Origin of the sequence: Alicyclobacillus acidocaldarius subsp. acidocaldarius DSM 446, from assembly GCF_000024285.1 — a bacterium.
Taxonomy (GTDB): domain Bacteria; phylum Bacillota; class Bacilli; order Alicyclobacillales; family Alicyclobacillaceae; genus Alicyclobacillus; species Alicyclobacillus acidocaldarius.
The window spans coordinates 1,895,169-1,922,161 of the sequence record NC_013205.1 but is presented as its reverse complement, the minus strand read 5'-3'; the positions used below and the strand labels follow the sequence as shown (position 1 = coordinate 1,922,161).

The 26,993-nt window shown below is 62.3% G+C and carries 26 protein-coding genes and 5 tRNA genes; 27 read left to right on the top strand and 4 right to left on the bottom strand.

What is annotated here, in order from left to right; genetic code table 11:
* The 3 genes from cax to hisC all read left to right on the top strand — a co-directional run bounded on the left by cax (window position 1) and on the right by hisC (window position 2,928).
* Window positions 1–1,056, top strand: coding sequence for a calcium/proton exchanger (gene cax / locus AACI_RS09235; protein WP_012811168.1), 1,056 nt, complete (start codon window positions 1–3; stop codon window positions 1,054–1,056).
* A gap of 6 nt (window positions 1,057–1,062) precedes the next feature.
* The gene (locus AACI_RS09230) at window positions 1,063–1,764 is read left to right on the top strand and encodes a DUF502 domain-containing protein (RefSeq protein ID WP_041707473.1); all 702 of its coding nucleotides are present in this window, start codon (window positions 1,063–1,065) and stop codon (window positions 1,762–1,764) included.
* Window positions 1,765–1,827: 63 nt separating this feature from the next.
* Window positions 1,828–2,928, top strand: coding sequence for a histidinol-phosphate transaminase (gene hisC / locus AACI_RS09225; protein ID WP_049763345.1), 1,101 nt, complete (start codon window positions 1,828–1,830; stop codon window positions 2,926–2,928).
* 66 nt (window positions 2,929–2,994) lie between these two features.
* Here hisC and AACI_RS09220 read toward each other — a convergent pair whose 3' ends face one another.
* A complete protein-coding gene (locus AACI_RS09220) occupies window positions 2,995–3,327 on the bottom strand; it encodes a hypothetical protein (protein ID WP_012811165.1) in 333 nt (110 codons plus the stop codon).
* A 74-nt stretch (window positions 3,328–3,401) separates the two neighbouring features.
* Between AACI_RS09220 and gltX the strand changes: the two genes are divergently transcribed.
* The 11 genes from gltX (at window position 3,402) to trhO (ending at window position 13,682) form a co-directional block, all read left to right on the top strand.
* Complete coding sequence (gltX, locus tag AACI_RS09215) at window positions 3,402–4,889, top strand: glutamate--tRNA ligase (protein ID WP_012811164.1); 1,488 nt, start codon at window positions 3,402–3,404, stop codon at window positions 4,887–4,889.
* A gap of 172 nt (window positions 4,890–5,061) precedes the next feature.
* Window positions 5,062–5,135, top strand: a tRNA-Gln gene (locus AACI_RS09210).
* A 3-nt stretch (window positions 5,136–5,138) separates the two neighbouring features.
* A tRNA-Glu gene (locus tag AACI_RS09205) sits at window positions 5,139–5,214 on the top strand.
* Between the two features lies 1 nt (window position 5,215).
* Window positions 5,216–5,288 (top strand) — tRNA-Lys (locus tag AACI_RS09200).
* Between the two features lie 161 nt (window positions 5,289–5,449).
* Window positions 5,450–6,940 (top strand): hypothetical protein, encoded by a 1,491-nt coding sequence (locus tag AACI_RS09195; RefSeq protein ID WP_245530524.1) that lies wholly within the window; start codon window positions 5,450–5,452, stop codon window positions 6,938–6,940.
* 12 nt (window positions 6,941–6,952) lie between these two features.
* Window positions 6,953–8,785, top strand: coding sequence for an excinuclease ABC subunit UvrC (gene uvrC, locus AACI_RS09190; RefSeq protein ID WP_012811162.1), 1,833 nt, complete (start codon window positions 6,953–6,955; stop codon window positions 8,783–8,785).
* A gap of 149 nt (window positions 8,786–8,934) precedes the next feature.
* Window positions 8,935–9,561: a succinate dehydrogenase cytochrome b558 subunit gene (locus AACI_RS09185; RefSeq protein ID WP_012811161.1), complete on the top strand. Its 627-nt coding sequence runs from the start codon at window positions 8,935–8,937 to the stop codon at window positions 9,559–9,561.
* Between the two features lie 101 nt (window positions 9,562–9,662).
* The gene (gene sdhA, locus AACI_RS09180) at window positions 9,663–11,375 is read left to right on the top strand and encodes a succinate dehydrogenase flavoprotein subunit (protein WP_049763344.1); all 1,713 of its coding nucleotides are present in this window, start codon (window positions 9,663–9,665) and stop codon (window positions 11,373–11,375) included.
* Complete coding sequence (gene sdhB / locus AACI_RS09175; protein ID WP_012811160.1) at window positions 11,372–12,160, top strand: succinate dehydrogenase iron-sulfur subunit; 789 nt, start codon at window positions 11,372–11,374, stop codon at window positions 12,158–12,160. Before sdhA ends, sdhB begins: the two co-directional genes overlap by 4 nt.
* Window positions 12,161–12,204: 44 nt before the next feature.
* On the top strand, window positions 12,205–12,645 hold the full coding sequence (locus AACI_RS09170) for a hypothetical protein (protein WP_012811159.1): 441 nt from the start codon (window positions 12,205–12,207) through the stop codon (window positions 12,643–12,645).
* Window positions 12,646–12,743: 98 nt separating this feature from the next.
* Window positions 12,744–13,682 (top strand): oxygen-dependent tRNA uridine(34) hydroxylase TrhO, encoded by a 939-nt coding sequence (trhO, locus tag AACI_RS09165; RefSeq protein WP_041708133.1) that lies wholly within the window; start codon window positions 12,744–12,746, stop codon window positions 13,680–13,682.
* On the opposite strand, the gene AACI_RS09160 is transcribed toward trhO, so the two are convergent.
* The 3 genes from AACI_RS09160 to AACI_RS09150 form a co-directional block, all read right to left on the bottom strand.
* Entirely contained in the window at window positions 13,642–15,072 is a 1,431-nt protein-coding gene (locus AACI_RS09160) for an MFS transporter (RefSeq protein ID WP_012811157.1), read from the bottom strand. The two genes, trhO and AACI_RS09160, sit on opposite strands and share 41 nt — an antisense overlap.
* 179 nt (window positions 15,073–15,251) lie before the next feature.
* On the bottom strand, window positions 15,252–15,980 hold the full coding sequence (locus tag AACI_RS09155; RefSeq protein ID WP_012811156.1) for a GntR family transcriptional regulator: 729 nt from the start codon (window positions 15,978–15,980) through the stop codon (window positions 15,252–15,254).
* Window positions 15,973–16,839, bottom strand: a complete 867-nt coding sequence (locus AACI_RS09150; RefSeq protein ID WP_012811155.1) for an SPL family radical SAM protein — start codon at window positions 16,837–16,839, stop codon at window positions 15,973–15,975. The genes AACI_RS09155 and AACI_RS09150 overlap by 8 nt, the downstream gene beginning before the upstream one ends.
* A gap of 207 nt (window positions 16,840–17,046) precedes the next feature.
* On the opposite strand from AACI_RS09150, the gene AACI_RS09145 reads away from it, so the two are divergent.
* The 13 genes from AACI_RS09145 (at window position 17,047) to clpP (ending at window position 26,982) form a co-directional block, all read left to right on the top strand.
* A complete protein-coding gene (locus AACI_RS09145) occupies window positions 17,047–18,222 on the top strand; it encodes a MalY/PatB family protein (RefSeq protein WP_012811154.1) in 1,176 nt (391 codons plus the stop codon).
* Window positions 18,223–18,351: 129 nt separating this feature from the next.
* Entirely contained in the window at window positions 18,352–18,579 is a 228-nt protein-coding gene (locus AACI_RS09140; RefSeq protein ID WP_008341227.1) for a helix-turn-helix domain-containing protein, read from the top strand.
* Between the two features lie 371 nt (window positions 18,580–18,950).
* Window positions 18,951–19,550, top strand: a complete 600-nt coding sequence (locus AACI_RS09135; RefSeq protein ID WP_245530522.1) for an acetate uptake transporter — start codon at window positions 18,951–18,953, stop codon at window positions 19,548–19,550.
* 157 nt (window positions 19,551–19,707) lie between these two features.
* Window positions 19,708–20,073: a hypothetical protein gene (locus tag AACI_RS09130; protein ID WP_012811152.1), complete on the top strand. Its 366-nt coding sequence runs from the start codon at window positions 19,708–19,710 to the stop codon at window positions 20,071–20,073.
* Between the two features lie 35 nt (window positions 20,074–20,108).
* Window positions 20,109–21,323 (top strand): CaiB/BaiF CoA transferase family protein, encoded by a 1,215-nt coding sequence (locus AACI_RS09125; RefSeq protein ID WP_012811151.1) that lies wholly within the window; start codon window positions 20,109–20,111, stop codon window positions 21,321–21,323.
* Between the two features lie 41 nt (window positions 21,324–21,364).
* On the top strand, window positions 21,365–22,558 hold the full coding sequence (locus AACI_RS09120) for an acyl-CoA dehydrogenase family protein (RefSeq protein WP_012811150.1): 1,194 nt from the start codon (window positions 21,365–21,367) through the stop codon (window positions 22,556–22,558).
* Between the two features lie 126 nt (window positions 22,559–22,684).
* Complete coding sequence (locus tag AACI_RS09115) at window positions 22,685–23,122, top strand: MarR family winged helix-turn-helix transcriptional regulator (RefSeq protein ID WP_008341222.1); 438 nt, start codon at window positions 22,685–22,687, stop codon at window positions 23,120–23,122.
* A 55-nt stretch (window positions 23,123–23,177) separates the two neighbouring features.
* Window positions 23,178–24,023: a glutamate racemase gene (gene murI / locus AACI_RS09110; protein ID WP_012811149.1), complete on the top strand. Its 846-nt coding sequence runs from the start codon at window positions 23,178–23,180 to the stop codon at window positions 24,021–24,023.
* A 14-nt stretch (window positions 24,024–24,037) separates the two neighbouring features.
* The gene (rdgB, locus tag AACI_RS09105; protein ID WP_012811148.1) at window positions 24,038–24,634 is read left to right on the top strand and encodes an RdgB/HAM1 family non-canonical purine NTP pyrophosphatase; all 597 of its coding nucleotides are present in this window, start codon (window positions 24,038–24,040) and stop codon (window positions 24,632–24,634) included.
* 68 nt (window positions 24,635–24,702) lie between these two features.
* Window positions 24,703–24,776: transfer RNA gene (locus AACI_RS09100), tRNA-Gly, on the top strand.
* 4 nt (window positions 24,777–24,780) lie between these two features.
* A tRNA-Arg gene (locus AACI_RS09095) sits at window positions 24,781–24,856 on the top strand.
* Between the two features lie 142 nt (window positions 24,857–24,998).
* Window positions 24,999–26,306: a trigger factor gene (gene tig, locus AACI_RS09090; RefSeq protein ID WP_012811147.1), complete on the top strand. Its 1,308-nt coding sequence runs from the start codon at window positions 24,999–25,001 to the stop codon at window positions 26,304–26,306.
* A gap of 79 nt (window positions 26,307–26,385) precedes the next feature.
* Window positions 26,386–26,982, top strand: a complete 597-nt coding sequence (gene clpP / locus AACI_RS09085) for an ATP-dependent Clp endopeptidase proteolytic subunit ClpP (protein ID WP_012811146.1) — start codon at window positions 26,386–26,388, stop codon at window positions 26,980–26,982.
* Window positions 26,983–26,993: the final 11 nt, after the last annotated feature.

Genomic DNA, 26,993 nt, shown 5'->3' with positions numbered 1-26,993 from the left:
TTGAATGTCCTGATCTCGATCGCTGCGGTGGTTCTGACCGCATGGAGCATCGGCGTTCATCTTTGGGTGCAAAGCCCTGTGATGCAGTTCTTTGTGTCGTCAGCGGCAGTCATCCCGCTCGCGGCCATCATGGGGCGGGCGACGGAGGCCATCGCAGCGAGGTCCGGTGAGCGATTGGGAGGCCTCTTATCCGCGACGTTCGGCAACGCCGTCGAGCTTATCATCGGCGTGTTTTCCCTGAAGGACGGGCTCATTCCTTTGGTCAAGTCGTCCATCACGGGCTCCATCATCAGCAATCTGCTGTTTGTCTTGGGCCTTTCGTTCTTCGTAGGGGGATTGCGCCATCCGATTCAGAAGTTCAATGTCCGAGTGGCGCGCAGTCACGGCTCCATGTTGATGCTGGGGATTGGCGTTGCGTTTGTGGTGCCTACCGCATTCGCCTACGGCGCCGCCCACGTATCCCCGGTCCTGTCGTACGGGGCAGCCGCCGTCTCCCTCGTGGTCTATCTACTGGGACTCTACTTCAGCCTGTTCACCCATCGCGAACTGTTTCAAGCGATTCAGCATGAAGAGGACGACGCTTCCGCGCCGAGCAGGCCGGTTCTCGTCCATGTGGTGCTGCTCGCGGCCTCGACCGTTCTCGTCAGCCTGGAGAGCGACTGGTTGGTCGGGTCGGTGCGTTCCATCGCGGCACATCTCGGTTGGAGCGAAGTGTTCATCGGCGTGGTGGTGGTGGCCATCATCGGGAATGCCGCCGAGCACGCTTCGGCGGTTTGGATGGCTTGGAAAAACCGCATGGATCTGTCGCTCGAGATTGCCGTGGGAAGCACGCTTCAAGTCGCCATGTTCATCGCGCCGGTTCTGTTTTTCATCGGCGCTTTGATGGGCGTTCCGTTCACGTTCGCGTTCACCTGGCCCGAGGTGGTCAGCATGATGGCCGCCGTCTTGCTGGTGGTCGTTCTCGTCATGGATGGGGAGTCCAATTGGCTGGAAGGCGCCATGGCCTTTGGCGCCTACGTGGTGCTGGCGGCTGGCTTCTACAGCTTGCCGGGGTGACAGGAGATGAATTGGGTGAAGGAGATCCTTCGAAAACTGGCCCAGTACCTGGGTATCGGCCTCGCGACCATCCTGCCGTTTGCGCTGGCCATCTGGGTGGTGGTGTTCGTCGTCAACCAGGTCGATGGACTCGTCAGTTGGTACATCCCGTGGGTCTATCTTCACATCCCGGGCCTTGGTTTTTTGATCGTCCTCGCGGCGCTGTTCGTCATCGGCCTGTTGTCGCGCGCATACGTCAGCCGCATTGTGCTGCAATGGGCGGATCGCCTCTTTACCCACATCCCCGTCGTGCGCACCGTCTACACCACGGTCAAGGAACTCATCGAGAACTTGTTCCGGCGGCGAACGGCGTTCCAAACCCCTGTGCTCGTGATGTGGCCTGACGAACGCGCGCAGGTGCTCGGCTTTATCACGTCCGAAACGCTTCCCGAGGCGCTCGATCCACAGGGGCGGATGGTGGCCGTGTATCTCCCCAACGCGTTTCAGTTCGCGGGCGTGACGGTCCTTGTCCCGCGCGATCGCGTCAAGCCGGTCGACCTCAGCGTGGAGTCCGCCTGGCGGTTCGCATTGTCCGCGGGACTCGGCGAGACTCGAGGGCTGGAACCCGAGGGAAAGGGAAGGCAGCCGAGTGCGCAAGCGCCAGTGGGTGGGGAAGGCCCTGAGACTTCAGAGGGACCGAAGCCCCCTCCGCCGCCCTTTGGAGCGTGAGCGGTGACGGCGCAGGCCGATATCCTGTACAATGGAGAGCATGACACGTGGGAGGTGCGCAGGATGTCCGACGTCACAACCAGGGTGAGGGGAAACCTGGCCGCCATCGAGCCCTACAAGCCGGGCCTGAGCGACGAAACGCTGCGCCGAGAACTGGGGAACCGGCGCATCATCAAGCTCAATTCGAATGAAAACGCACTAGGCCCTTCTCCGCTCGCCATCGAGGCCATTCGCAAGGAACTGCCGCGGCTTCACTTATATCCCGATGGCGCGAGTGATCTCGTTCGCGAGGCCATCGCTCGTCATCACGGGATTTCGCCGGATCAAGTGCTCGTTGGCAACGGCTCCGATGACGTCATCAAGCTCGTCTCCGAAACGTTTCTTGAGCCGGGGGACGAGATCGTCGTGCCGCATCCGTCGTTCTCCCAGTACGGATTCGGCGCACAGGTGATGGACGCGCGCGTTCGCCCCGTGCCGCTGAAGCCGGATTTTACATACGACGTGGATGCCATGGCGGAGGCCGTCACGCCTCGGACGAAGATCGTGTACCTGTGCACACCCAACAATCCGACCGGGACCGTGTTGAAACGTAGTGAGTTCGAGGCGCTCATGGCGCGAATTCCGGACGACGTGTTCGTCGTGGTCGACATGGCGTACGACAACTACGCCTTGGATGAGGAGCGCCTGCAGCTTCGTCCGGAGGAGCTTCAACGCGGGAACGTGGGCTTTCTGTTCACATTTTCGAAGCTGTATGGGCTGGCCGGATTGCGCGTGGGGTATCTAGTGGCGAACGCGGACGTCATTCAGTTCATTCACCGCGTGCGGGAGCCTTTCAACGTGAACCGGGTGGCCCAAATTGGCGCCATCGCGGCGCTTGAGGATGTCGAGCACGTTCGGCGGTCGCAGGCGCTCGCGTCCCAGGCGAGGTTTCAATACGGGCGGCTGGCCGAACATGGGATCCGCGTGGTGCCGAGCGAGGCAAACTTTTGCCTGGTGGAGGTCGGCGACGGCGCGGCGGTGTTTGAGGCGCTGATGCGGCGGGCCATCCTGGTGAGAACGGGATTCCGCGGGCTTGAATCGTACGTCCGTATCACCTTTGGCACGCCCGAAGAAAACGAAATGTGCATCGCTGCGCTGCTCGAGGTGGTCGGCCAAACGCATTGAGGCGCAACATGGCGCCATCGCGCGGCCGGGGCAACGCCGGAAGTTGCCATCCGGCCGTGCGCGCGTTTAGGATCGATCCTCGTACGTGTCATCGCCGTCCTGCTCGTACGGCGCGGTATGGCGATCCGACGTGATCATGTTGGTGTCGCGAAAGCGGCCGCTCACCATCTGGCCGGGAAGCCAGGGGGACGTCTTCCCGAGGCGCCGCTCGTCGGTCGTAGCGCCGTAGGGGCCCTCCGGGAACTCCTCGACGGCGAGATCGTAGGTGGCGGCTTGCGCGGCGGCGACGTCGGCCGTCGGATAATCGGTCTCACCCTGATCGACGGGGCCGGGATCGTACGCGCCGGAGTTGGGGCTCGAGACTGGGGAAGTCTTCGGATGGCGGTTCGGCTTCTTCATGTTGGTTCACCTCGCGCCTAGTGTGCGCACAGGTGCGGCGGATATCCGCGGGCAATTCGACAGGAGGTTCGGGCATGGCTCAAGAAGTTCGTGTTCGTTTTGCGCCGAGCCCTACGGGGGCGCTTCATATCGGGGGCGCGCGCACGGCGTACTTCAACTGGTTGTTTGCGCGAAAGCACGGGGGCAAGTTTGTCCTTCGAATCGACGATACGGATCGCGCGCGTTCGACGGAAGCTTCGTATCAGCAGATTTTAGAGGGACTGCGTTGGCTAGGCATTCTGTGGGACGAAGGTCCAGACGTGGGAGGCCCTTATGGCCCCTACCGCCAATCGGAGCGCATGGACATCTACCGCCGCCACTTGGACAGGCTCCTGGCCGAGGACAAGGCGTACCCGTGCTTCTGCACGCCCGAGGAGCTCGCTCGGGACCGCGAGGCTGCGCAGCGAGAGGGGAAGCCGCCTCGCTACGTGGGCCGCTGCCGCCATTTGTCTCCTGAAGAGCGATCTCGCCGTATCGCAGCGGGCGAGCCTCACGTGTACCGGATCCGCAGCCGCTTTGAGGGCGAGACCGTCGTGCACGATCTGATTCGAGGGGATGTCGCGTTCGCCAACAGCGAGATCGACGATTTCATCATCTGGAAAGCGGACGATACGCCGACGTACCATTTTGCCTCGTGCGTGGACGATGTGGAAATGAAGATCTCGCACGTCATCCGGGCGGAGGAGCACCTGTCCAACACGCCTCGCCATATCGTGCTGTTCGAGGCGCTCGGCGCCGAGCCGCCGGCGTTCGCGCATGTTCCCATGATCCTCGCGCCGGATCGCAGCAAGCTGTCCAAGCGCCATGGGGCCACGAGCGTGAGCGAGTATCGGGACATGGGCATCCTGCCCGAGGCCCTCGTGAACTATCTGTTGCTTCTCGGCTTCTCTCCGGGGGACGATCGGGAGATCGTGGATCGGGAAACGGCCATCCAGTTGTTTGATCTCGAGAAAGTGGCCAAGCATGCCGCCATCTATGACGTCAAGAAACTGGAGTGGCTCAACGCCCACTATTTCCGGCAGCAATCCCCTGAGGCAGTCATGGATGAGGCGTGGCCGCAGTTGGTGGAGCGGGGGTATGTGGCGGAGGACGAGTGTCGCCGAGAGGTCCTGATGTGGGTGCGCACCGTGATCGCGTTCGTGCAGACGCGCAGCCGCAACCTCCAGGAGCTCGTCGACGGGGTGCGACCGTACTTTGAACCGGTCCGCGCGTACGACGAAAAGGGCGTTCGCAAGCACTTCGCGCATCCTGAGACCGCGAGTAGGCTAAGGACCGTGGCGGATCGCCTGGCGGGGGTGGCACCGTTTCTGGCGCCTGTCATTGAGCGCGAGTTCCGGCGGTGGATTGAGGAAATGGGGGTCAAATCGGGCGAACTGATTCACCCCGTGCGTTTGGCCATCACCGGCTTGACCGTGGGGCCCGGTTTGTTTGACGTCATCGCGCTCGTCGGGCGCGACGAAGCCGTGCGCCGATTGCGGGAAGCGGCCGATCGCGTCGAGGCGGGCGAGGTGGTCACGGAGTGAGGGGAAAGCCGGCGGGCTCGCCCGCCGGCCGCCGTCTGCGCAGGCCGTGAGGAACAACAAAACAAAAAAATTGACGAGCGACTATTGACACGGCGTGACGAAGCATGTATATTGAAATACGCAACCGGGTGAAACGCCCGGAAGAGCGAGAGGCGTCAGGGCAAAGATACGATGCCGAATGGTGTAATGGTAGCACGACTGACTCTGGATCAGTTAGTCTAGGTTCGAGTCCTAGTTCGGCAGCCAGTCGGCCCTATCGTCTAATGGCTCAGGACGCCGCCCTCTCACGGCGGTAATAGGGGTTCGAATCCCCTTAGGGTCACCACGGGTCATTAGCTCAATTGGTAGAGCATCCGACTCTTAATCGGGTGGTTGAAGGTTCGAGTCCTTCATGACCCATTTCGGAAAGGCCTCCTGCGAGTGCAGGGGGTCTTTCGTTTTGTTTCGGGTCCACGCAACCTGCACGTCGTGCGGCGTGGGGTAGGTTCTCGCTGTCCTTTCCTGCCTGCGTGGGCTATGATGAGACTATCCATCCTGGAGAGAACGGGGAAGCGTGATGCATGAGAGCACGTAGGTCGGGCGCGGAGCGCCGGCGAATGGCGCATGTTCTGGTGGATCGGTTCGGCCCCGCTGTGTGGCATGCCGTCATCGATCGGATGGGTGAGACGCCGGAGGCCGAGGATGCGTTCGTGGACCTCATGCTCGCCGTGTGGACGCGAATCGGCCATCGCGGTGACGTGACACGCCTTCGCGAGCAGGTGGCGCGGGCGCTGACGTCGCTCGGGATTTCGTCCCCTGAGGAGGCCGAATCGAGCGAGGTGGCCGCCGACATGCTCGAGATGCGAGAGGCCGGAGATGAGCTCGAGGAAACCGGGCTGCCGGTGGAGGTGCTTCCGGACCTGCCGCCGGGGCTGCGGAACCGAGCGCTGCAGCGGTTGCGCGCCCAAATCGCGTACGAAGAGGCGGAAGCGCGTCGCTCGGGCTCTCGGGTGGCGCGCGCGACCGCCGGAGCGCTCGTCGTGCTCGGCTTCGCCCTCGTCGGGTACGGCTGGTGGGGAGAGCGGTCGTCGGAAACGGGTCAGCCTACCAACGTCCACCGCGCCTCGCCGGAGCCCATTTCAACCGCCGACCTGCCTGTTCAGGTGCAGGCCGTTTTCGACATCACGCGTCAGCCGGTCGATCTCGGCCATCTGGCCTTTGGCGACGGGGAGCTTGTGACCGGCAGTTTGTCGCTCGGCGCTCAGGGCGACGGCATTCAACTAAGCGCCTATGCGCTTCACGGGCTCGGCGTCTTGGCCCGCCCGCGCTGGACATCGAATGTCGCCATTTCCCCGCCTCCACCGGAGGCGGGGGGATCTTGGCTTCTCCGATCCTGGTCGCTCTCGTCGGCGGGCGCCTGGGCTGTGGTCACGGTGAATTGGACGGAGAATGGCATCCATGGTGCCGCCTCGAGGGTGGACGTGTACGCCGTTCCGTTCGCGGGCGGATCGCCGTCGCGGCTGACCACGCTGAACGTGGGCGACGGCGGCGAGGTCGTGATCGCGACGGGGCCAGGCGGCATCGCGTGGCAAACCGTTTCAGGACAAGAAGGTGTTGCTGCGGCATCTCCCGTCCACCTCGCGCCCATTGTCGTGCGCACGGGCTCGGCGTCGCTCGGCCGATCCGTCAGCATCGACGTGAACGGGCTGGTTCGCAATCCACACGTCACCCACGCGGGCCTTGTGTACCAGGGAACCTCGGCGGCTCCTGCGGCGGCTGGCATGTGGGTGTGCGTGGCGCCGACGGGGCAAGCGACCGCCTACGCGGGCGTGCCCGGCGCGACGGATGGCGCGGTGGTCGAAGGTGAAAGCGGCGTGTTGTATGCGGTGGCGCCCGTGTCCTCGCCAGAAGGTCAGACGCTTGCGATGTGCGCCCTGCACGCACCGGGGAGCCGCCAGCCTTCGCTTCGGCTGGAGGTCCCCGTGTCCGCCTGGGGCGCGGACGGGGGCTACGTGGATTACGTCGAGCGTGCTGGAGGACGCACCTATCTTGTGGTGGCGCGCGCCGATTGAGGAGGTGAGGCCGTGAACCAGGTCATTCGAGACAAGCTGGACCTGTTGCCGCAGCGGCCCGGCGTCTACCTCATGAAGGGTGAGGGCGGCGAGATTCTTTACGTGGGCAAGGCCAAGGTGCTGCGGAACCGCGTGCGTTCGTACTTCACGGGGACGCATGACACGAAGACGCAGGTGTTGGTTTCGCAGATCCGCGACTTCGAGTACATCGTGACGGACACCGTCGCGGAGGCGCTGCTGCTCGAATGCAACCTGATCAAACAGCACCAGCCGCCGTACAACATCATGCTGCGGGACGACAAGTCATACCCGTACATCAAACTTACCAAGGAGCGGCACCCGCGGCTGCAGATTGTGCGCCAGGTCAAGCGGGACGGCGCGAAGTATTTCGGGCCGTATCCCAACGCCACGTCGGCGCAGGCCACGAAGCGGCTGTTGGATCGGCTGTATCCGCTGCGCAAATGCAAGACGCTCAAGAAGCAGGTCTGCCTGTACTATCACATCCACCAATGCCTCGCGCCGTGCGTGTACGACGTGGATGAAGCGACGTATGAAGCCATGGCCAAGGAGATCAGCCACTTTTTGAACGGCGGGCACCAGGATGTCGTGCGCGAGCTCGAGCAGAAGATGCAGGCGGCGGCGGAGTCGCTCGAGTTTGAACGAGCCGCGGAACTTCGCGATCTGATTCGCCATATCGAGCAGGTGATGCAGGAGCAGAAGGTCACGTGGACGGACGGGATCGACCGAGACGTGTTCGGCTTCGCCGAAGACCGCGGGCTGCTGAGCGTTCAGGTGTTTTTTGTGAGGAACGGGAAGCTCATCGAGCGGCAGGTGCAGATCGCGCCGCACTTCGACGATCCGCTGACGGACTTCATGTCGTTCGTGGAGCAGTTTTACCACGAACGGGTGGATCTTCCGAAGGAAATTCTGCTGCCCGAGGGCGTGCCCAGCGAGGCCCTCGCGATGGTCGTCGATGCGAAGGTGTTGCAGCCGAAGCGCGGCCCCAAGCGGGATCTGGTCGATCTCGCCTGTGAAAACGCCCGCCAGGCGCTGGCGGAGAAAATACAGCTGATCGACCGCAATCTGGACCGCACGCTTGGCGCGGTGATGGAACTGGGACAGGTGCTCGCCATCCAGCCTCCCCGGCGGATTGAGGCGTTCGACAATTCCAACTTCCAGGGCGTCGACGCGGTGTCGGCGATGGTCGTGTTCATCGACGGCAAGCCCGCCAAGTCGGAGTACCGCAAGTACAAGATTCGGTCCACCCAGGGGCCAGACGATTACGAGGCGATTCGGGAAGTCGTGAGAAGGCGCTACAGCCGGCTCGTCCGCGAGCAGAAGCCGCTGCCCGATCTCGTCGTGATCGACGGCGGGAAGGGCCAGTTGCGCGCGGCGTTGTCCGTCCTCGAGGGCGAGCTTGGGCTCGAGATCCCCGTCTGCGGTCTGGCGAAGGACGAACGCCATCGCACGAGCCAGTTGTTCTTCATGGACGAGGAAGAGCCTGTGCGCATCGAGAGACACAGCCCGGCGTTTTACCTGCTCGAGCGCATCCAGGACGAGGTCCATCGATTCGCGGTAGAGTTTCACCGGTTGAGGCGCAGCAAGACCGGATTTCAGTCCATCCTGGACGAGATTCCTGGCGTGGGGCCGGAACGGAAAAAGGCCATTCTCCGCCGGTTTGGCAGCCTGAAGGCCGTTGCGGCGGCGCAGCCGGAGGACTTCCGCGGCCTTGGCATCGGCGACAAACTCGCGCGGGAGATTGTGGCCAGGGTGCGGGAAGAGCTTGCCGCTCGGAAGCAGGCGGATGGCGAGATGGAAATTTCGTCCGAGGCACCGTTTTCTTGATTCTACGATGGCCAATCATTACAATTTAGAAGGTGCCAAACGGGTGGCGGCGTGCGTCGCGCTGGCCTGCGGTGTTTTGCACTTGCACGGCGATCCCGCCGCGCGTACATACTGTTTTCTCTTTTGGGGGATTGAAGGGAGGAACCCAAGTGGCAGTGGCCCAAGCAGCCCAGCACAACCGGGAGTTTTTCTGGCGGCGGCTCCACACGCTCTCGGGCGTCATTCCGGTGGGACTGTTCCTGCTGGAGCACCTGTTCACGAACGCGACGGCCCTGGGCGGTGCGGCGGCTTTCAACGAAGCCGTGCAAGCGATTCAATCGCTTCCGCTCCTGCACGTCATTGAGTTCGTGTTCATCTTCCTGCCCATCACGTATCACGGCGTGTTTGGGCTTTACGTGGCGTTCGTGTCCGGCTACAACGCGAATCGGTATTCGTTCAGCCGCAACGTGATGTTCGTGTTGCAGCGGGTGACGGGCATCATCACCTTCGTCTTCATCATTTTCCACCTGTGGACGACGCGGTTTTCCGGCAACGCGCCGTCGTTTGACATGGTGCACGAGCTCGTCACCGACAATGCGTACTTCGCGTTCATGATCGTGGGCGTGATCGCGGCGACGTTCCACTTCTCGAACGGACTGTGGTCGTTCGCCATTCATTGGGGCATCACGGTTGGGCGCCGGGCGCAGCGCATCACCGCGTGGGTGACGATGATCATGTTTGTCGTGCTGGCGGCGGTCGGTGTGGCGTCGCTGATTGCGTTCCGCATGAACGTCTGAGGTACACATGGACCTCTCGCAAGGTGCTTACGCGAGCATGGGAGGGAATTGACGTGGCAAACACGAGCATCATTGTCGTGGGAGGCGGCCTGGCCGGCCTGATGACCACCATCAAGGTGGCGGAAGCTGGCGTGCCGGTGAAACTGTTCTCCTTGGTACCTGTAAAACGTTCCCATTCCGTGTGTGCTCAAGGCGGCATCAACGGCGCCGTGAACACGAAGGGCGAGGGCGACTCGCCGTGGGAGCACTTCGACGACACCATCTACGGCGGCGACTTTCTGGCCAACCAGCCTCCGGTTCTGGGCATGTGCGAGGCCGCGCCGGCCATCATCTATTTGATGGACCGCATGGGCGTCATGTTCAACCGCACGCCGGAAGGACTGCTTGACTTCCGCCGGTTCGGCGGCACGAAGCATCACCGCACGGCGTTCGCGGGCGCCTCGACAGGGCAGCAACTGCTTTACGCGTTGGACGAACAGGTTCGCCGATATGAAGTGGCTGGCCTCGTCGAGAAATACGAGGGATGGGACTTCCTCGGCGCCGTGATCGACGACGAGCAGATCTGCCGCGGCATTGTGGCGCAGGACCTGCGGTCCATGGAGATCCACTACTTCCGCGCCGATGCGGTGGTCATGTGCACCGGGGGCAACGGACTCATTTTCGGCAAGAGCACCAACTCGATGATCAACACGGGTTCGGCGGCATCGGAGCTGTACCAGCAGGGCGTCAAGTACGCGAATCCGGAGATGATCCAGGTTCACCCGACGGCCATCCCCGGGGACGACAAGCTCCGCCTCATGTCTGAGTCCGCGCGCGGCGAGGGAGGCCGCGTCTGGACGTACAAGGACGGCAAGCCTTGGTACTTCCTGGAGGAGTGGTATCCCGAGTACGGAAACCTGGTGCCCCGCGACATCGCGACGCGCGCCATTCACAAGGTCTGCGTGGAGATGGGGCTTGGCGTCGACGGGCAAAACATGGTCTATCTCGACCTGACCCACATCCCGGCGGACGTGCTGGATCGCAAGCTGGGCAACATTCTCGATATCTATGAGAAGTTCGTCGGAGACGATCCGCGCAAGGTTCCGATGAAGATCTTCCCTGCTGTGCACTATTCGATGGGCGGACTGTGGGTCGACTACGACCAGATGACCAACATCCCGGGCCTGTTCGCCGCGGGCGAGGCCGATTATCAATACCACGGCGCGAACCGCCTCGGCGCAAACTCGCTCGTGTCCTGCATTTACGGCGGCATGATCGCGGGTCCGAACGCCGTGCGCTGGGCGAAGAATCTGCGCAAGTCCGCGGATAGCCTGCCCGAGTCGCTGTTCGAGCAGTACCGCCGCAAGTACGAGCAGGAATTCGAGGAAATTCTCAAGCTCGACGGCGACGAGAACCCGTACCAGTTGCACCGCGAACTTGGCAAGTGGATGACGGATCACGTCACGGTGGTGCGCTACAACGACAAGCTCAAGGAGACGGACGCCAAGATCCAGGAGCTTCAGGAGCGCTGGAAGCGGATCAAGATGTCGGACACGTCGCGCTGGGAGAACCAGGTCGCCCAGTTCACGCGCCACCTGAAGAATATGCTCATTATGGCGCGCGCCATCACCATCGGAGCGCTGATGAGAAACGAGAGCCGTGGCGCACACTACAAGCCGGAGTTCCCAGAGCGCGACGACGAGAACTTCCTGAAGACGACCATCGCCGAGTACACGCCGGACGGGCCGAAGATCTCGTACGAGGACGTCGACGTCTCGCTGATCAAGCCGCGTAAGCGCAACTACGCGGTGAGCAAGGAGGCGACCAAGGAATGAGCACAACAGCGGAGGCCGTGCAGCAGGCGCAGGCGGATTCGGGTCGCAAGGTGCATCTCATCATCGAGCGGCAGGACACGCCGGATTCGGAGCCGTACTGGGAGGAATTTGAGGTTCCGTATCGCCCAGGCATGAACGTGATTGCCTGTCTGATGGAGATCCAGCGCAATCCCGTGAACAAGAAGGGCGAGCCGGTCGCACCGGTCACCTGGGAGATGAACTGCCTGGAAGAGGTCTGCGGCGCCTGCACCATGGTGATCAACAACAAGCCCCGCCAGGCGTGTTCGGCGCTCGTGGATAAGTTGCAGCAGCCCATCCGGATTCGGCCGATGCGCACGTTCCCGGTGGTTCGCGACCTTGTCGTCGACCGCAGCCGGATGTTCGAGGCGCTCAAGCGCATCAAGGCTTGGATTCCGATCGACGGCACACACGATCTCGGCCCAGGTCCGCGCATGTCGAGCGAGGAGCAGCAGATTGCGTACGAGCTGTCTCGCTGCTTCACGTGCGGCGCCTGTGTCGAAGCATGTCCCAATGTGAACGACAAGACGTCGTTCATCGGTCCGTTCGCCATTTCTCAGGCGCGCCTGTTCAACATGCACCCGACGGGCAAGATGAACAAAGAGGAGCGCCTGCAGGCGCTGATGGGCGAAGGCGGCATCTTCGAGTGCGGCAATGCGCAGAACTGCGTGGAGGTATGTCCGAAGGGCATTCCGCTCACGACGTCCATCGCTGTGATGAACCGAGAGGTGACCTACCGCGCGATTGGCGCGTGGCTGCGCAAGTAGGAGATCTGGGTCGCGGCGGACCCATGGAAAGGCGGGGATGAACGATGCAGGCCGTCTCGGCACAGCGCAGGCAGCGGGCGCAGACGAGGAGTTTCGTCGCGCTCATCGTGTCGCTTTTGGTTCTCGGCTTCGGGAGTTACTTCCTCCTTCGGCCGGTGATCCAGGAGGAGACGAGCAACACGCCGGTCAACACCGTGCGCCGGTTCATTGACTTCGTGGAACTGAGGGAGTTCAATGAGGCGTACAACCTGCTCACGCCGACGTTCCAGCAGACGCCAGGCTGGCACGCGTCGCTGTACAATCTGTATTTGTCGCTCGATCCGTCGGAGGTGAGCTACGCGCTCCTGGGTCAGCGGGGCGACGTGGCGGAGGTCGAGTTTTCGAATGAGCAGGGCGGCGTGCTGTACGTCAAACGCGTCAACGGTCGCTGGTTGATCATGAGCCCGAACGAGGTCACCCAGTCGAGCGGCGCAACGACGCCGTGATCGTCGGAGCAAGGCCGGCCGAGGTCTGCAGGAAGCTGCGGCCTCGGCTCGTTTTTTGTCGGGAGACCACGTGAAGAAGGAGGGAGGATGGAGTGCCCATGTCTTATGAGGTCATGCTGTTTTACAAGTTCACTCCCATCGAGGATCCGGACGAACTTGCGCGCTCGCAGCGAGCGATGTGCGAGGAATTGGGGCTTCTGGGCCGCATTCTTGTGGCCGAGGAGGGGTTGAACGGCACGCTTTCCGGCGAAGCGTCGGCGTGCCAGGCGTACCGGGACCGGATGCGGCAGGATCCGCGTTTCGCGGACATGGTGTTTAAGGTCGATCCGGCCGAGGGACACGTCTTTCCTCGCCTGTCCGTGAAGCGGAAGCTGGAGATTGTCCATTTTGGCGCTGAAGGTGCGCCGAAGCCCTGGGAAAAGACGGGGAGAAGGCTGTCGCCGCGCGAGTGGTACGAGATGCTCGGCCGAGACGACGTCGTCGTGATCGACGGCCGCAACGACTACGAGTACGAGATCGGCCATTTCGAGGGCGCCGTTCGGCCGGACGTGTCCACGTTCCGGGAGTTCCCGTCCTGGGTCGAGCGCCACAAGGACGAGTGGCGCGGGAAAAAGGTGTTGACCTACTGCACCGGCGGTATCCGCTGCGAAAAGCTGTCCGGGTATCTCATGGAACAGGGCATCGACGAGGTGTACCAACTGGATGGCGGCATTATCACGTACGGCAAGGATCCGGAGGTGCGGGGGAGAAAATTTCTCGGCAAGTGTTACGTGTTTGACGATCGCGTCGCCGTGCGCATCAACCAGACGGAAGAGGACACTGTCATCGCCCACTGCTCGATCTGCGGCGCGCCTTGCGATCGATACATCAACTGCGGATACTTGGACTGCCATCGCCGTTTTCTGTGCTGTGAGGCGTGCGAGCGAGAGATGCATGGGTTCTGTTCGCGCTCGTGCGAGGCGGAGGCCGTGAAGCGGGACCGGGTGGATGCCCGAGTCAAGCCGCTTCTCGCGACTGCTTTTGGCGGAGCAGGGTGAGGCCGAGCGCGATGAGCGCGAGGGCCGCCGCGACGAGGAAGCTGCACCGGTACGCGAGTGCGACGCCGTGGTGGCCGAAGGCCGCCGTGAAGAGCTCGACGCTCACGCCGCCAGCCGTCACGCCGACGCCCATGCCGAGCGAGCGGCTCATGTTGAGGATGCCGCCGGCGACGCCGAGGTGAGCCGCTGGGGTCGCGTTCATCACGCGCGCGTTGTTGGCGGGCGTGAACGTCCCAATGCCGCACCCCACGAGAAACAGGCCGGCGAGGAAGGCTGGCGTGACGCGGGCGAACGCGAACAGGGACGCGGATCCCATCGCGGCGAGCACCATGCCAGCTGCGGAAACCTTGACCTTCGACCATCGATCGGCGAGTCGGCCGGCGAAGGGCGTGCAAAGCGCCATGCCGACGGGGAGGGCCGTGAGCAGGAGACCTGCTTTCGCACTGGACAGACCTTCGACGTGCACGAACCAGTACGGAACCACAAGGGTGATGGCGTACATCACGCTGAACGACAGGATGGACGTCAGGTTGCCGAGCCAGATGACCGGTTCGCGGATGTAGCTGATGGGCACGAGCGGAGACTCGGCTCGGCGCTCGATGGCGACAAACGACGCCGCGGCGAGCACTGCGACGGCGAGCAGCATGGCCGTGATGGTCGGCCGGCTCTCGGGGCGGAAGCCCTCCTTCAACACGTACATGGTGACGATGAGCAGGAAGGCGAGCACCAGGGCGCCGACGAGATCGAACCGAGGGCGCGGGCCCTCACGGCGATCGCGAGGCAGAAACAGGAGCGCCGATATTGTGCCCAGGATGCCGACGGGCACGTTGATGTAAAAGATGAGCCTCCAGGACGCAATGTGAGTCAGCACGCCGCCCACGAGTGGCCCGAGGCTCAGTCCGAGTCCCTGGGCGAGCGCTTGAAAGCCAATGGCCTGGCCCCGGCGCTCGGCGTCGGCCGCGGCGGTGATGATGGACACGCTGTTGGCCTGGAGGAGGCTCGCGCCGATGCCCTGCACCACGCGAAACGCGAGCAGGCTGGATAGGTTCCACGAAGCCCCGCACAGCGCAGATCCGATGATGAACACGCCGAACCCCATGGTGTACATCGGGCGCCGGCCTATGAGATCCGAGAGCCGACCGAAGGCGACGATGCAGCCTGCGAGCGCCAGGAGGTAGATGAGGCTCACCCATTCGATTCGATTCATCATCGTGTGGAACGCCTGTTCCAGCTTGGGCAGCGCAATGCTGATGATGCTCGCGTCAAGCGCCGCCATGAAGGCGCCGAAGCACACGGTGCCGACGATGAACCACATGCCCTCTGGCCGCTGGATCACGCCCTCGAGCGGCAATCGGTGTTCCTTCCTCGCCAGCGTCGCCTGCTGCTGCATCTTTTCGTCCCCCTTCGGTGGCGCACTCGATGGCGAAGATCTCTGACCACAGCATGCCCCTTCGCCCGGCGCGCTACATCCCGTTTCAACTTGTCATGATGTCATAACAAGTTGAATTGCGCAATGCCATTCTACAGGGCGGCGAGCGGTTTGGCCAGAGGCCGCGCGCTCGCCGGTGGTCAACGAGGATGCCGAAGCAGATGCACGCGAAGCTGGTATCGGTCCGACGGGTAGCGAACCAGCGAATATTCGACGGGCGCGCCGGACTCGTCCCTCGTGATCCGTTCGATGCACAGCACGGCGGCGGGCGGGGTCAACCCGAATCGCGCGCAATCTTCCTCGTCCGCGAGTTCGGCGGAGATGGTCTGACTGCCCGAGTTGATCCGGACGCCGTTTTGTTCGAAAAAGCCGTAGATGGAGTCGTACATCTTCGGATCCGGCGTCATCCTCGACGACACCTGGTAAGGCGGCACGAGATAGGAACGCTCGTGAAAATAGGCCATGTCCTCCACGTACGCGGTGCGTTCGATGTAGAGCACCTGCTTGGACCGCGTCATCCGCAGCCAGCGGGCGATGTCCTCGGGACAGGTGCGCATCTCGATCACGTCGACGCGCACGTCCACGGGAAGCCCGGCAGCCCGGAGTTCCTCGGCAAATCCATACAGCGTGGTGGATGTCGCCGGGTGGTCGACTTCCGCGACAAAGGTCCCCTTGCCCTGCCGGCGCACGATGAATCCCGAGGTGACGAGATCGCCCACCGCCTGGCGGACCGTCGTGCGGCTGACGTCGTACATCGAAGCCAACTCCGCCTCCGACGGGATCTGTTCGCCAGGGGGCCATTCCCCGCTCAGGATCTTCTCGAGCAACTCCGATTTCAGCTGTTTATAGAGTGGGACGCTCTCACGCATGCTCCGGATCGATCCTTTCGTCAAAGGGCCGCCGCACGTCGAGCGGCAGGAACCCCTGTTGGTGGAGAAAGATGCGGTCTCGGGGCATCCTTTCCGCGAGCAGCTCGGCAAAGTCCCGCGCCTGTCCCGGTCGGTACCACGCGTCCCGCTCGTCGGGCAGGTACCACTGTTCGACGCCCAGCGCGCGGCTCCGCCGCCCATTCGCGCCGTCTCCGATAAACCAGTCGTCGATGGCGACGAAATCCGAGAGCGCGGCGAGGAGCCGCGGGAAGTCGGGCGAAGACGGCAAGATGGGTGCCACGGCTACCTGCACAGGGATCGCATGCGCGCGAAGGGCCTCGATGGCCCGGATGCGCGCCCGCACGGTCGGGGCGCGGGGCGTGAATCGGCGACGGACATCCTCCCGATCCGTCTCAAGGGTCACGGAGACGAGCACGCGATGGCGCAGGGATGCGAGGATCTCGGCGTCCCGGGCGACGAGCGGTGAGCGCGTCTGCACGAACAGAAAATCCACGAGTTCGGGCTCCGATTGCAAGGTCAGCAGGATGGAACGCGTCGCGCCGACGCGCCACTCCGCCGGCTGATACGGATCCGTGCTGGAGGACATGAAGATGCGAGTCCCTCCGCGCCGCCTCGCCCCGCGCAGTTCTCGAAGCAAATCTTCCGGGTCGATCCGTTTGGCTTCGGCGTAGGAGCCCCAGGGTTCGCTGCGAAAGCGCGCCACAGGCAACGCCTGCACGTAGCAGTACTTGCACCCGTAGGCACAGCCGATGTACGGATTCAACGTGTAATCGTAGCCGCGCAGATAGCCGCCGGTTGGCGTCAGCAGGCGGCTTGGCGAGTGGCCCAATCCCGTCATGCGCAATCCTCCTGCACGCAATGAACCTCCATTTAAGAATCAAGCGTACCACAGCGCGCATTTTCATGGTATCCATATCGGAGATTTAGGTAAATAGGCGGTCGATGAACGAGGACCAGGATGTGGTTCGGCACGTTGTGATACATTGATGTACGGCGGTGCGACGCCGTCGCGCCCACAGAGGAGCGGCATCGGGAGGTCGTGTGCATGTCCAGCTTTGATAGGTATGTGGAACGAAGGAACACAGGATGCATGAAATGGGATGGCCTGAAGCGCCGTTTCGGGAGGGACGATCTCATTCCGCTCTGGGTCGCGGACATGGACTTTCCCTCGCCGCCGGCCGTGATCGACGCGCTCGTCGAGCGGGCCAAGCACGGGGTGTACGGCTATGCCATCAAGACGGACCGGTACACGGAGAGCATCGTCCAGTGGATGAAGGCGCGGCATGGGATCGAGATTTCGCCGGACTGGATTGTGCCCGCGCCTGGGGTGGTCCCGGCGCTCTCGGTGATCGTTCAGGCTTTCACCGAGCCTGGCGACGGGATCCTGATTCAGCCCCCGGTCTATCACCCGTTTCGGCGCGTGATCGAGGGATGGGGGCGGCGCGTGATCGAAAATCCGCTTGTGGAGTCGGGCGGGCGATACGAGATGGATTTCGATGACCTGGAGCGAAAGGCGAAGGACGCCAAGGTCATGTTCCTGTGCTCGCCGCACAATCCGGTCGGCCGCGTGTGGACGAAACAAGAGCTCGAGCGCGTCGCAGACATCTGCCTGCGGCACGGCGTGCTGGTGGTGAGCGACGAGATCCACGCGGACATCGTCTTTGCCCCTCATCGGCATACCCCGTTCGCTTCGCTCGGACCGGAGTGCTCGCGAAACAGCATCACCTGTCACGCGCCGAGCAAGACATTCAACCTGGCGGGGCTCAACACCGCGTACATCTGGGCGGAAAACGAGTCGCTGCGAACTGCCTACGAAAGAGCTTCGCACCGAGCTTCGATGGCCGAACTCAACGTCTTCGGCATCGAGGCGATGATCGCGGCGTATCAGCACGGGGCGGCGTGGCTGGATGAGCTCCTCGCATATCTGAAGGCGAGCCTGGATGAGATGGAGCGCACATTCGGGCAGGAACTTCCGGACATTCGCATGATCCGCCCGGAAGGCACGTACATGGTCTGGTTGGACTTCCGAGCTCTCGGGATGTCCGACGAAGAACTGGACCGGTTCTTGCGGGAAGAGGCTCGTCTCGGCCTCAATGAGGGGCACATCTTTGGTTCACAAGGCTCCGGGTTCCAGCGCATGAACATCGCTTGTCCGCGCTCGCTCCTGCGACAGGCCCTTCAGCAACTGGGCGACGCGGTGAGCCGGCGCCGCGTACCTTGACTGACGCCGATGTGATTCCCGCGATCTCGCCCATCTCAAGCGCGGGACGGAACGGTCGCGCAGCGGGCGACATACGATACCCTGACTGTATCCCGCTCTTGTATGACCGGGCAAGGAGGGATCGTGGGGATGGCACCTGTCAAGGACGGGCGCGGCAAGTCGCTGTTGACCAACCGAGAACGAGAAGTGTTCGAGCTCCTCGTTCAGGATAAGACGACGAAGGAAATCGCTTCGCAACTCTTCGTCAGCGAGAAGACCGTGCGGAACCATATATCCAACGTGATGAAGAAGCTGAACGTCAAAGGGCGCTCGCAGGCCGTGGTGGAACTGGTGCGGCTGGGCGAGATCACGATTTGACAGGCAACACCCCTACCGCGAGTAGGGGTGTTGAGCCTCTTCCGCAGGCCACGTAGGCCCTGGCGCCCTGGCGCCTATTCCATCCCTATGCTCGCAGGGCACAGAAAAGACCATGGCAGGCCAGACGGCGTCTCTATCCGTGCCGCAATCTGAGTAAAGAAATCGGAACTTTCGCGATTGACAGCGCTTTCATTCTGCCTTACCATGGGGATCGAAGCGAAGTTCGTCGCAAGGGGGCGAGCGGCATCATTATGAAACGAAGTTTCTGATATGAAACTGCCGGGTGAAGGGATGGAGAAGGTCGGAAGATTGCCAATGTTTCATCGTCTCGAGTGTAAGCGGATTCAAACACGCGATGTGAAGGGAGATCGATGATGCACGACAAGAGGCTCGGCGATCCGATTGTCATGGGACTTGCTGCGTTTGTCATTGCACAGACGTTGCTGAATTTGCCGAACGCGCATTTGGTACCCGCGCAGGTGACGCTGTTCTTCATGCCCGCCATCCTCGTGTGTGGCGGTTTGGTCTACTTCCTGGCATGCATTTTCTCCTACGTGCGCGGGGATACCTTCGGACTCAGTGTGAACGGGTTTTACGGAGCGTTCTTCACGTCGCTGTTCCTGTTCTTCTATCTAGAATTGAAGGGCGTTCTTCAATTTGGCACGCAGGCGAACGAGGCGCTCGGTACGTTTCTGCTCATCTGGACCATCGTCACCGTGCCGTTTGTCGTCGCCGCATTTCGAGTTCAACTCATGTTTGGGCTCCTCTTCTTGTTCGTCTTCTTCGCATTCCTCGGCGGCACGCTCGCCAATCTCGCGGGCGTGAACAGCGCGTTCGGCGGATACTCCGGGCTGATTTCCGCCGCCATCGGCCTCATCCTGATGGCGGAGGCGTTGCTGAAAAGCGTGCAGGTTCACGTGCCACAGCCCTCGCCTAGTGTGGCGGATTTGACCGCTCGTTCTGAAGCTTGATTTTGTACTCCATGCTCAGCGTCTGTTGGCAGCTGGCCCTCCGGCCAGCTTTTTTTTGATCCCTGTCTTGCCGCCACCTGCTTTGTGATCTACCATGAGAGCAGGCATCATTTCTGTAGTGAATCAGAGTTTACATTATGAAACTGAGGTGAGCGGATTGCGCATCTGGACACAGGCAGAGCGGTCGTGCTCCGGCGTGGATGTTCGTGCGGCTCGACAACTGGCGTATGCGTTGGTGGAAGGAAGACCTGTGTACGTCCGGTGCCACGTGCCCGCCTGGGAGGATGCCCTGTTTGCGGCCATCCGCGATGCGCTTTGGTCTGCGCGCGACGCATGGCAGATCACGGAGGAGCGGTATGAGGCGGCGCTCGGTCGGTTGTATTCTGTCGAAGACGGCGAGCGCGTACCGGAAGGCGCGGTCGTCGTGGAGGTGCGCGCGGCGGAATCGCAAGGACCGTGCGTCATCGGACTTCAGGGCCAGGGCCATCAGAAAGGACATCAAGGCCACGCGGCGCTGAGCTGATACAAGATCTTTCGCGTGAGAAGAAGGTGACCCGCATGCAACCGCTTGCAGGCGTCCGCGTGCTCGACCTCAGTCGAGTGCTCGCGGGGCCCTTTTGTACCCAGATTCTCGGCGATCTCGGCGCCGACGTGATCAAAGTCGAGAGCCCGCAGGGCGACGAGACCCGCAGGTATGAACCCACCAAGAACGGCGTGAGCAGCTATTTTCTCGCGTTCAACCGGAACAAACGGAGCCTTGCGGTGGATTTAAAGACCGAAGCAGGGCGCGAGATTGTGCGCAGGCTCGCGCAGGAAGCGGACGTGCTCGTGGAGAACTTTCGCACAGGAACGATGGAGCGGTGGGGACTGGACCATCGCTCGCTCCGAGCGGCGAATCCCCGGCTCATCTACGTGGCCATCAGCGGGTACGGTCGCACGGGCCCTTGGAAGGATCGGCCGGGGTACGATCTCGCCATTCAGGCCGCGAGCGGGTTGATGTCGGTCACAGGGGAGGCGGGGCGCGGGCCTGTGCGCGCCGGCTGGTCCATCGCCGATTTGACGGCCGGGCTCTGGGCTGCGCTCTCCATCTGTGCCGCGCTGTTGGAGCGCCAACACACGGGGCGCGGCACCTACCTGGAGACGAGCCTGTTTGAAGGCCAGGTGGCGCTCATGACGTATTACGCCACGGCGTACTTCCTCACGGGTCACGTGGGCGAACGGCTGGGCTCATCTCACTTCAGCCTCGCGCCGTATCAGGCGTTGTCCGCGGCCGACGGATGGATGGTCGTCGCGGTCGGGAACGATGGGCTGTTTCGCAGGCTGTGCGAAGCCATAGGAAGCCCTGAGCTCGCGGACGACCCTCGATTTCAAACGAACGGGCTCCGCGTGCGCCACCGGAGCGAGCTAGCGGCTCAACTCGAAGCGCGGCTGGCCGAGCGAAGTGTGCGCGAATGGGAGAAGGTTCTGATGGAGGCGGGCGTGCCCTGTTCTGCGGTGAACCGGATTGACGAGGTCCTTCATCTGGAGCAGGTCGCGGCTCGAGGCATACTGTGGGAGACCCAGTACCCGGGGGTTGGATCGTTCTTCGTGACGAGATCGCCCTTTTTCGGAGAAGGGTGGGACCTTCACCTGCGTCGGCGCCCGCCGGGGCTCGGCGAACACACGGAGGCGATTCTGTCGGAGGTGGGATACCGTTCTCAGGAGATTGAAGCGTTGAAGGCGGCGGGCGTGGTTGTGAGTTGTCCACCGTCGGATTCGGAGACATCGGCGTAGGCAAGTGCGAGAGCCGAAGGCTCAACAGGGAGGCGTGTGTGATGGATTTCAGCCTGTCGCAAGAACAGATGGCGGTTCGGGACGTGGTCCGCAAGTTCGTGGACGAGGAGATCTTGCCCCACATCCGCGAGTGGGACGAGAAACAGCATTTTGAGCCGGGCGTGCTCAGGCGGCTGGCGGAGCTGGGGCTCATGGGCGTGTGTATCCCCGAGAAGTACGGCGGCGCAGGGATGGACTACAACACGCTCGCCATTGTCTGTGAAGAGCTCGAACGGGGAGACATCGCGTTTCGAACGGCCGTATCGGTCCACACAGGACTCAATTCTCTCACGCTGCTTCAGTGGGGGACGGAGGAGCAGAAGCAAAAGTATTTGGTGCCTCAGGCGCGCGGTGAGAAGATCGGGGCGTTTGGACTCACCGAGCCGAACGCGGGGTCGGACGTGGCCGCGATGCGGACGACCGCCGTGCGGGACGGAGATTCGTATATTTTGAACGGGTCGAAGATCTGGATTTCGCTCGCCGACGTCGCGGACCACTTCCTGGTCTTTGCGTACACCGATCGCTCGAAGAAGCATCACGGGATCACGGCGTTCATCGTGGAGCGCGGCTGGGAAGGGTTCTCGACGAGATCGATCAAGGGCAAGCTCGGTATTCGCGCAGGCAACACGGGGGAACTGTTCTTCGATCACGTCCGCGTGCCGATCGAGAATCGACTTGGAGAAGAGGGCGAAGGCTTCAAGATTGCCATGTCCGCCCTCGACAACGGGCGGTTCACGGTGGCGGCCGGCGCGTGCGGATGCATCGCGGCTTGCCTCGAGGCGTCGGTCAAGTACTGCCATGAGCGCGAGACGTTTGGCCAGCCCATCGGCAAGCACCAGCTAGTGCAGCAGATGATTGCGAAGATGGCCGCGAACCTGGACATCTCCCGCTTGCTGGTCTACCGGGCTGGGTGGCTGAAGAACCAGGGCTTGCCGAACACGCGCGAAACCTCGCTCGCGAAGTGGGTGGCGTGTGATGCAGCGTGGGAGGCGGCGTCGGACGCGGTTCAGATTCACGGCGCCTACGGGTATTCGAACGAGTATCCGGTGGAGAGGTACCTGCGAAACGCCAAGGCACCTGTGATCTATGAGGGGACGCGCGAGATCCACACCATCCTGCAGGCGGAGTACGCGCTCGGATACCGGCGAGACAAACCGCTGTCGCGCCGACTTCCGGCGTGGCCGTTTGAAGAATGAATCGAAGGACAGGTTGGGGCGCCACCGGCGCCCTTTCTTGATGCACGTCGCGATCCCGTTGACCGAAAAAAGTGGGCAATGGTACGATTTATTGGACTCTGGGCCAGGACAGGATGTGGGTATCCTTTGGCAGACTACAGTCCCTTCGTTGAGGAAATTGAAAAGGCGCTGCGCCTTGTCGCCGCCACCGTGCGGCGCCGCGGCAGGGTCCTGTTGAAAGACTACGACCTCACGTCGCCCCAGTTTGATGCGCTCATCACGCTGTACAACGAAGGCGAGTTGACCATCGGCGAGCTGTCGGCCAAGTTGTACCTCGCGTACAGCACGACCACCGACTTGGTGGACAGGCTCGAGCGCGCCGGTTATGTATCCCGCCAGCGGGACCTCGTGGATCGCCGTGTCGTGCGCGTGCAACTCCGGGACAAGGGCGCGCAGGTCATTGAGGCGGTGCTCTCCGCGCGCCGTGCCTACCTCGATTCGATCTTGAAACACGTCTCCATCGAGCAGCGCCGCGCGATTCTACAAGCACTGGATCTTCTTTTGACGAATATGGGTAATTCGTGAACGTCGCTCGTTGAGCCGAGGCACACGGGTGCTCGGATCTAGAGGAGTGGAGAACATGGACTTCGCGCATCGCCCTATCGGCGTGTTTGATTCCGGCATCGGGGGCCTGACGGTCTTTCACGCGATGAAGCGCCGCCTGCCCCACGAATCCATGGTGTACTTCGGCGATCGCGCCCGTTGTCCCTATGGAGACCGGGACCCAGACGAGGTGGAACGCTTTGCGCTCGAGATTGGGCGCTACCTAGAGCGCCTTGGCATCAAGCTTCTCGTGGTCGCGTGCAACACGGCGACCGCCGTCGCGCTGCCGCGCCTCAAGCAGGAGCTCGGCATCGACGTGGTCGGCGTGATCGAGCCCGGGGCGTCTCAGGCGATTGAGGCGTCCGAGACCGGGAGGATTGGCGTCATCGGTACCTCTGTGACCGTCTCAAGTCATGCGTATGCCGAGGCGCTGAGAGTCCTTCGCCCGGACGTCTCCGTCGTCGAGGTGGCGTGTCCTCTCTTCGTACCGCTCGTCGAACAGGGACACGTCGAAGGCGATGCGGTGGAGGCGGTGGTGCGCGAATCGCTTCAGCCGCTCCTTGAAGCGCGCATCGACACCCTGGTGCTCGGGTGCACCCATTACCCGCTGCTCATGCCGGTCATTCGCCGGGTGCTGGGTCCGTCCATCCGCGTCATCTCGTCGGCCGACGCCACCGCGGAGAGGGTGGCACGAGTGCTTGCCGAGCGAGGACTCGAGGCCCCGGATCATCGCGAGCCGGACGCCTGTTTTCTCACGACCGGGGATACGGCGAGCCTTCGCATGGCCCTGGCGACGTGGTTCGGCGAAGTGCCTGGCGATCGCGCTGTCCGCCATGTGTCGCTCCCGATTCCTGTGGAGCCTCTGCAACAGATCGCGCCGTGAGGAGGGTGGCGCAGATGCGCATCGTGATGGCCACGCAGAACCCGAACAAGGTGCGAGAGTTCTCCGAGCTCCTCGGATCGCGCGTGGAGCTTGTGCCTCTCCCTTCGGGACTTCCGAAGGCGCCTGAAACGGGTGAAACGTTCTTGGAGAATGCGCGCCAGAAGGCGCTGTTTTACGCGACATACGTCGAGGATCCCGTGCTCGCCGACGATTCGGGGCTTGTGGTGCCTGCGCTCGGTGGAGAACCGGGCGTATACTCGGCGCGCTATGCAGGTGAAGGCGCCGATGATCGCGCCAACAACGACAAGCTCATCCGAGCGCTTCGGTCGAGGGGGCTTCGGCAAGCTGAAGCTTGGTTCGCCTGCGCGCTCGTTCTGGCCCGCAAGGAGCGGGTGATGATGGAGGTGGAAGCGCGGGTGGACGGTCTCGTCCACGACGCGCCGCGGGGAGAACGTGGGTTTGGATACGATCCGCTGTTTTCTCCGCAGGGAGAAGCGCGCCGATTCGCGGAGATGTCCGCCGAGGAGAAGCATCGATTCTCTCATCGCGCGCGGGCCGTGCGCAAGTTGCTGGCGCGTCTGCCGGCACCTGGCGCGGGCGGATGGGTGTGAACCACGTGGAAGGCGCTATCTTGATATCCCTTGCCTGATCGACTAAACTATCGAAGGTGGTATGATATGCGGGTGTAGTTCAACGGTAGAACTCCAGCCTTCCAAGCTGGCGGCGGGGGTTCGACTCCCCTCACCCGCTCCATTGTGTCTCAGTAGCTCAGGGGATAGAGCAGCGGTCTTCTAAACCGCGGGTCGGGGGTTCAAATCCCTCCTGAGACGCCACGCGGGCAAGCCATGAGCACCCACCGGGGTGCTCAATTCACAGATGGGCCTCGCACGCGGTTCAAGCGAGAGTGGTGACCGCGAACGCGCGCACGCGGGTTCGTCGGATGGTTTGTGGGACACAGTTAGGAGGATCGGTTGAATGGCAGCAAAGTGGGAAAAGACTGGCGCAAACGTGGGTGTGCTCGAAGTGGAGGTCGACAGCGAGCGATTCGCCCAAGCGCTGGATGAGGCATTTAAACGCGTGGTGAAGCGCGTCGTCATTCCGGGCTTCCGGAAGGGAAAAGTTCCGCGCAAGCTGTTCGAGAAGCGGTTTGGCGTGGAATCGTTGTATGAGGACGCGGTCAACATCCTCTTGCCGCAGGCCTATCAAGAAGCCGTCATGGAGACGGGGATTGAGCCGGTCGATCAGCCGGCGGTCGACGTCGTCCAGGTGGAAAGCGGGAAGCCTTTCATCTTTAAGGCGACCGTGACCGTCAAACCCGAGGTTCAGCTCGGTGAGTACAAGGGCGTCGAAGTGGAGGACAAGGTGTTCGAGGTCACCGACCAAGACGTCGAACAGGAGATCCAGAACGTTCTCCGGAGCCATGCCCAGATCGAGACCGTCGAGGACGGGGCGGTTGAGAAGGGCGACGTGGTCACCATCGATTTCGAGGGGACGGTCGATGGCGAGCCTTTCGAAGGCGGAGAGGCTGAGGGCTTCCGCCTGGAGATCGGCAGCGGAGCGCTCGTCGCGGGCTTTGAAGATCAGCTGATTGGCATGAAGCCCGGCGAAGAGCGCGACATCGAGGTGACCTTCCCGGAGGACTACCACGTGAAGTCCTTGCGCGGCAAGGTGGCGCGCTTCCACGTCAAGCTGCATGAGATCCGTCGACCCGTGTTGCGCGAACTGAACGACGAGTTCGTGCAGGAGATCAGCGAATTCCAGACGGTCGACGAATACGTGGCCGATCTTCGCAAGAAACTCGAAGAGCGGGCAAAACTCGAGCATGAGCGATATATTGAGAATGAAGTCGTGAGAAAGGCGGCTGAGCGCGCGACCATCGAGATTCCGCCGGTCATGATTGAGCGGGAGATCGACCACCAGGTTGGCCATTTCGCGCAACAGTTGCAAATGCAGCAGATTCCACTCGACGCGTACCTTGAGTTCACGGGGTTGACGATGGAGGAGTTGCGCGACCAGTACCGCGAGCTGGCGGAGCAAAACGTCCGCACGAGCCTTGTGCTCGAAGCCATCGCAGACGCCGAGAAGGTGGAGGTCACCGAGGAAGACGTGGAACAGGAGATCGCGCGCATGGCCGAGCAAACCGGCCTGGAGGCGGATCGAGTGCGTCAGCTCCTGAGTTTCCGCGACCCAGAGCTCGCGAGCTTGCGGGCGGATCTCAAGACGCGCAAGACAGTGCGCCTGTTGGTGGATCACGCGAAGATCGTGCCGCCGACCGACAACTGATCGAGGCGATTGAAGGACAAGACAAGGCCACAGCCTTGTCTTGTCCTCTACATGGCCGCAGGGAGAGGGAGGCTGTTGCATGTATTATCCGATTCCGTACGTGATCGAACAAACGAGCCGCGGCGAGCGGACGTACGACATTTATTCTCGGTTGCTGAAGGATCGGATCGTGATCCTGGGAACGCCGATCGACGATCAGGTCGCGAACTCGATCGTCGCACAGCTTCTGTTCCTGGCGGCCGACGATCCTGAGAAAGATATCCAGATGTACATCAACAGCCCAGGCGGTTCTGTGACCGCAGGCATGGCCATATACGATACCATGCAACACATCCGCCCGGCGGTGTCCACGCTGTGTATCGGCATGGCCGCGAGCATGGGCGCGTTCCTGTTGGCGGCGGGCGAGAAGGGAAAACGGTATGCCCTGCCGAATGCAGAGATCATGATTCACCAGCCGCTCGGCGGCGTCGAGGGCCAGGCTTCTGACATCAAAATCCACGCAGAGTGGATTTTGAAGACGAAGGATAAGCTGAATCGCCTGCTTTCCGAACGGACGGGGCAGCCGCTCGAGGTGATCGAGAGGGACACGGATCGCGACCACTTCATGACGGCCGAAGAGGCGAAAGCCTACGGCCTGATTGACGAAGTGTTGCATCCGCTGCATCCGGTTCGGTGAAGATGGGGAAT

What these genes read in the sequence shown, in the direction of transcription:
- AACI_RS09230 (WP_041707473.1), top strand. Translation starts at nt 1,063, where the DNA reads ATGAATTGGGTGAAGGAGATCCTTCGAAAACTGGCCCAGTACCTGGGT.
- hisC (WP_049763345.1), top strand. Translation starts at nt 1,828, where the DNA reads ATGTCCGACGTCACAACCAGGGTGAGGGGAAACCTGGCCGCCATCGAG.
- AACI_RS09220 (WP_012811165.1), bottom strand. Translation starts at nt 3,327, where the DNA reads ATGAAGAAGCCGAACCGCCATCCGAAGACTTCCCCAGTCTCGAGCCCC.
- gltX (WP_012811164.1), top strand. Translation starts at nt 3,402, where the DNA reads ATGGCTCAAGAAGTTCGTGTTCGTTTTGCGCCGAGCCCTACGGGGGCG.
- AACI_RS09195 (WP_245530524.1), top strand. Translation starts at nt 5,450, where the DNA reads ATGAGAGCACGTAGGTCGGGCGCGGAGCGCCGGCGAATGGCGCATGTT.
- sdhA (WP_049763344.1), top strand. Translation starts at nt 9,663, where the DNA reads ATGACCACCATCAAGGTGGCGGAAGCTGGCGTGCCGGTGAAACTGTTC.
- sdhB (WP_012811160.1), top strand. Translation starts at nt 11,372, where the DNA reads ATGAGCACAACAGCGGAGGCCGTGCAGCAGGCGCAGGCGGATTCGGGT.
- AACI_RS09170 (WP_012811159.1), top strand. Translation starts at nt 12,205, where the DNA reads ATGCAGGCCGTCTCGGCACAGCGCAGGCAGCGGGCGCAGACGAGGAGT.
- trhO (WP_041708133.1), top strand. Translation starts at nt 12,744, where the DNA reads ATGTCTTATGAGGTCATGCTGTTTTACAAGTTCACTCCCATCGAGGAT.
- AACI_RS09160 (WP_012811157.1), bottom strand. Translation starts at nt 15,072, where the DNA reads ATGCAGCAGCAGGCGACGCTGGCGAGGAAGGAACACCGATTGCCGCTC.
- AACI_RS09155 (WP_012811156.1), bottom strand. Translation starts at nt 15,980, where the DNA reads ATGCGTGAGAGCGTCCCACTCTATAAACAGCTGAAATCGGAGTTGCTC.
- AACI_RS09150 (WP_012811155.1), bottom strand. Translation starts at nt 16,839, where the DNA reads ATGACGGGATTGGGCCACTCGCCAAGCCGCCTGCTGACGCCAACCGGC.
- AACI_RS09145 (WP_012811154.1), top strand. Translation starts at nt 17,047, where the DNA reads ATGTCCAGCTTTGATAGGTATGTGGAACGAAGGAACACAGGATGCATG.
- AACI_RS09140 (WP_008341227.1), top strand. Translation starts at nt 18,352, where the DNA reads ATGGCACCTGTCAAGGACGGGCGCGGCAAGTCGCTGTTGACCAACCGA.
- AACI_RS09135 (WP_245530522.1), top strand. Translation starts at nt 18,951, where the DNA reads ATGATGCACGACAAGAGGCTCGGCGATCCGATTGTCATGGGACTTGCT.
- AACI_RS09125 (WP_012811151.1), top strand. Translation starts at nt 20,109, where the DNA reads ATGCAACCGCTTGCAGGCGTCCGCGTGCTCGACCTCAGTCGAGTGCTC.
- AACI_RS09120 (WP_012811150.1), top strand. Translation starts at nt 21,365, where the DNA reads ATGGATTTCAGCCTGTCGCAAGAACAGATGGCGGTTCGGGACGTGGTC.
- murI (WP_012811149.1), top strand. Translation starts at nt 23,178, where the DNA reads ATGGACTTCGCGCATCGCCCTATCGGCGTGTTTGATTCCGGCATCGGG.
- rdgB (WP_012811148.1), top strand. Translation starts at nt 24,038, where the DNA reads ATGCGCATCGTGATGGCCACGCAGAACCCGAACAAGGTGCGAGAGTTC.
- tig (WP_012811147.1), top strand. Translation starts at nt 24,999, where the DNA reads ATGGCAGCAAAGTGGGAAAAGACTGGCGCAAACGTGGGTGTGCTCGAA.
- clpP (WP_012811146.1), top strand. Translation starts at nt 26,386, where the DNA reads ATGTATTATCCGATTCCGTACGTGATCGAACAAACGAGCCGCGGCGAG.